Source organism: Neisseria sp. 19428wB4_WF04 (genome assembly GCF_015235335.1).
Lineage (GTDB): Bacteria > Pseudomonadota > Gammaproteobacteria > Burkholderiales > Neisseriaceae > Neisseria > Neisseria musculi.
Window position 1 is genome coordinate 1 of record NZ_JADGLG010000091.1, and the last position, 4,336, is coordinate 4,336.

The following is a 4,336-nucleotide window of genomic DNA, read 5'->3' on the forward strand; positions in this document are numbered from 1 at the left end:
TGGAGCGTCTGACTTATTGCTGCGATATTTTTGAGACGGGCAATGATTCTTACCGGATGAAACACCGCTCATAGGGTGGCTCAATTTTAGACCACAACTGTGGCTCAGTTTTGGAATGGAATTGACATAATACACCCAACTTCAAATACCAAGCCGTACCCTATTATCACCAAATAGTTTTTTCCAACTCAAAAATCATATCTCTTGGTTAAAACAGTATCAAAATTAAGATATGAAAGTGCGATTATACGCTTTATACATATGAAAAATTTCTCTATTGAAATATATTTAATAAAGGTCAAATTTTAATATTTTGAATTTAATATTTTGTTTATTAAAAGAAATTTATTATTTTAGATTCTTGAAATAAGAAATCCAAAAGCATAAAATAATGCCGAATCAATTTTCCAACAATCCTTATTAGGAGGCGTATGATGAAATATCTTAAAATCGCTGCCAGCCCTTCTGTGCGGGACAGCTTTATCAGTGAATATGAAATCGTTGATATTAGGAAAACAGATTTCACCAATGTTGCTGCTGCAGTAGCATCAGTGGACGATGTTTCTTTCGCCGCCGAAAAAATTAAGGGAACCGGCTTTGTTGTGCCACTGTTTGCAGCAGTTCAACCTGAAGAAACACTACCTGAAAGCTTTTTGCCGCAATTTAGCGGTGTAATTCAAATCGGTTTCGGCAATCGCCATTATTACGGCAAACAGATTGATGCTGCTGCCGATCAATATGCCGACAATCTTGCACCGCCTTTCTTCAATGCTCTCAAACACTATACCAAACGTGGTTATGCAGCATTTGACTGCCCCGGCCATCAAGGCGGCCAGTTCTTTGCCCAACATCCGGCCGGACGTGAATTTTTCCATTTCTTCGGTGAGAACGTATTCCGGGCTGATTTGTGCAATGCCGATGTGCGCCTGGGGGATTTACTGATCCATGAAGGCCCTGCCTGTGCCGCTCAACAACATGCTGCCAAAGTGTATAACGCCGATAAGACCTATTTCGTACTCAACGGCACTTCATCTTCCAACAAAGTGGTTACCAGTGCACTACTGGCTAAAGATGATTTGGTACTGTTCGACCGCAACAACCACAAGTCCATCCACATGGGTGCTCTGATTATAAACGGTGCCAAGCCCGTGTACTTGGAAACTGCTCGCAACCCTTACGGCTTTATCGGCGGTATTGACGCAGCCTGCTTCAATGAGACCTATATCCGCGAACAAATCCGTCAGGTTGCGCCTGAGCGTGCCGATGAAGCGCGTCCGTTCCGCTTGGCCGTAATCCAATTGGGCACTTACGACGGTACAATTTACAACGCCCGCCAGGTGGTGGATAAAATCGGCCATCTGTGCGATTACATTCTGTTTGACTCGGCATGGGTTGGCTATGAGCAGTTTATCCCAATGATGCGTGATTGTTCTCCGCTGCTTTTGGAACTGAATGAAAACGACCCCGGCATTATTGTTACCCAATCGGTTCACAAACAACAGTCGGGCTTCTCGCAAACTTCTCAAATTCACAAAAAAGACAAGCACATCAAAGGCCAAAAACGTTATTGCAACCACAAACGCTTTAACAATGCCTTTATGCTGCAAGCTTCCACCAGCCCGTTCTATCCGATGTTTGCCTCTTTGGATGTGAATGCCAAAATGCACGAAGGCGAAGCCGGCCGTAAGCTGTGGCACAAATGCGTAACCATCGGTATTGAAGCACGCAAACTGCTGTTGAACCATTGCAGCATGATCAAGCCGTTTGTGCCGGAAACCGTTGAAGGCAAACCTTGGCAAGATTATCCTACCGAAACCATCGCTACCGATTTGCGTTTCTTCAAATTCGAACCAGGCGCACGCTGGCATGCTTTTCCAGGCTATGCTCAAGACCAATATTTTGTCGACCCGTGTAAATTATTGCTGACAACACCGGGCATCGATGTGAAAACCGGAGAATACGAGGATTTCGGTGTGCCGGCTACCATCTTGGCTAATTTCTTGCGCGACAACGGCATTGTGCCGGAAAAATGTGATTTGAACTCTATTCTTTTCCTGCTCACGCCGTCTGAAAATTTAGCAAAAGTGCAGCATTTGGCCGCACTGATTGCCCGCTTCGAGCAACACATTGCAGACAACAGCCTAATGAAAGATGTGGTGCCCTCTGTATACGGTAAAAACGAAAACTATTACCGTGGCTACACCATCCGTCGTCTTTGCCAGGAAATGCATGATTTCTACAAACGCAACAACATGAAAGAGCTGCAACGGCAAATGTTCCGCCGCGATGGTTGGCCCAAGCAGGCTATGAGTGCCTACGATGCACAACAATGCCTGATTCGCAACGAAGTAAAACTGGTGCGCTTGAGCGAAATCGAGGGCCAAATTGCTGCCGAAGGTGCGTTGCCTTATCCGCCCGGCGTATTGTGTACCGTTCCAGGCGAGATTTGGGGTGGTGCAGTGCAGAAATACTTCCTGGCATTAGAAGAAGGCATCAACTGCCTTCCTGGTTTCGAACCGGAAATCCAAGGGGTTTATTTGCAGGAGGAACCCGATGGCAGCCGCCGTGCCTATGGTCATGTGATTGTTAAATAACGGCCGACTTCAGGCTGTCTGAAAAGGCACAGTCTTTCCAAGGGCAGTCTGAAAAACGAAAGGACAAATCATGTCATCTTCCAAAAGTAAAATGAGCGTAGTGCAGCTCACTATTCTTACCGTGATTAATATGATGGGGTCTGGCATCATTATGCTGCCGTCCAAACTGGCGCAGGTCGGCACGATTTCGATTTTATCTTGGTTGGTAACCGCTGTTGGTTCGATGTGTTTGGCTTATGCGTTTGCCAAATGCGGCCGTTTCAGTACTAAATCGGGCGGCATGGGCGGTTATGCCGAATATTCATTCGGTAAATCCGGAAATTTTATGGCCAACTACACTTATGCCGTCTCACTATTGATTGCTAATGTGGCAATCGCCATTTCCGCAGTGGGCTATCTAGCCGTGTTAATGAACTGGCAGCTATCGCCTTTTCAAGCTGCTTTAGGGGCAATTATTTTTGTTTGGCTGACGATGGTAGCCAACTTTGGCGGTGCCGGCATTACCGGTAAAATCAGCGGTATAACCGTTTGGGGTGCAATTATTCCGGTTATCGGCGTATCGATTATCGGCTGGTTCTGGTTCAGCCCATCAATGTATGCTGACGCATGGAACCCACACAATATGGGGCTGTTTGAGGCAATTCCGTCTTCTATCGCGATTACTTTGTGGGCGTTTTTAGGTTTAGAGTCGGCCTGTGCCAATTCCGATGCCGTAGACAACCCCGAGAAAAACGTGCCGATTGCAGTACTATGGGGAACGCTGCTAACTGCCATTATTTACATTGTTTCCACCAATGTAGTAGCCGGTATTGTACCCAACACTCAATTAGCATCAACTGATGCCCCTTTCGGATTGGTGTTTGCTTCAATGTTTAACAACACCATTGGTCAAATTGTAATGGGTTTGCTGATCATTTCCTGCACAGGATCACTATTAGGTTGGCAGTTTACCATCGCGCAAGTGTTTAAAGCTGGTGCCGATGAAGGCTACTTTATCCCACAGTTTGGCAAAGCAACCTCCAACAATACTCCTATACTCGGTATGATTATCATCGCTTCAATACAAACCGTGTTGGCTTTGATGACTATGGACGAGGGTTTGAGCAAACAGTTCGATATTTTGGTGAATCTAGCTGTAGTAACCAATTTAATACCATATATCCTGTCAATGTCGGCAATTATTGTGTTGCAAAAAACCAGCGATGTTCCGCATAAAGAAATGGTATTCACTAGCATCATTGCTTTTATCGGTAATCTGTACAGTTTCTATGCGCTTTACAGCTCGGGTATGGAGGCAATGTATTGGGGCAGTATTGCCGTATTTGCAGGCTGGGTATTATATGGCAAAGTAGTTTCTAGAAAATATGATTTGAACGAACCATTCTAAAGCTAACCATTCAAATAATATAAGGGGCCGAAGTAGATCAGCCCCTTATATTTATCAACAACCCTAGTAATCAAATGACTTGGGCAAGGGCTTGCAATAAAGAAGGGGCTTAGGAAGCAAAATTAGCCCAAGGGTCGATTTCTCAGTATTTTAAGCAAGACTAATACAGATCATCATGCCTGTGATTGAAGCGAAATTAGGTTTCCTTTAAGTGTAATAAAAAGTCTATTTCGGTACACCGTTAAATTTAACCAAGCGGTTTTTGGCATAACCCCAAAACAATTCGATGCCGTTAATGTGTTGCGCACCCCGGGCGAACTCGTCTACACCATGATGTACCCTGAAGTACTTTTCA

Annotated in this window: 2 protein-coding genes and 1 pseudogene; 2 read left to right on the forward strand and 1 reads right to left on the reverse strand. The window is 44.9% G+C overall.

What is annotated here, in order from left to right; translation table 11 throughout:
* The first annotated feature begins 431 nt into the window (after window positions 1-431).
* Both IR141_RS12075 and potE read left to right on the forward strand, forming a co-directional pair.
* A complete protein-coding gene (locus IR141_RS12075) occupies window positions 432-2,594 on the forward strand; it encodes an ornithine decarboxylase (protein WP_305080183.1) in 2,163 nt (720 codons plus the stop codon).
* Between the two features lie 70 nt (window positions 2,595-2,664).
* A complete protein-coding gene (gene potE / locus IR141_RS12080) occupies window positions 2,665-3,981 on the forward strand; it encodes a putrescine-ornithine antiporter (RefSeq protein WP_135037627.1) in 1,317 nt (438 codons plus the stop codon).
* A gap of 122 nt (window positions 3,982-4,103) precedes the next feature.
* Here potE and IR141_RS12085 read toward each other — a convergent pair.
* Window positions 4,104-4,336, reverse strand: a pseudogene (locus IR141_RS12085) (IS1595 family transposase); the annotation flags it as partial.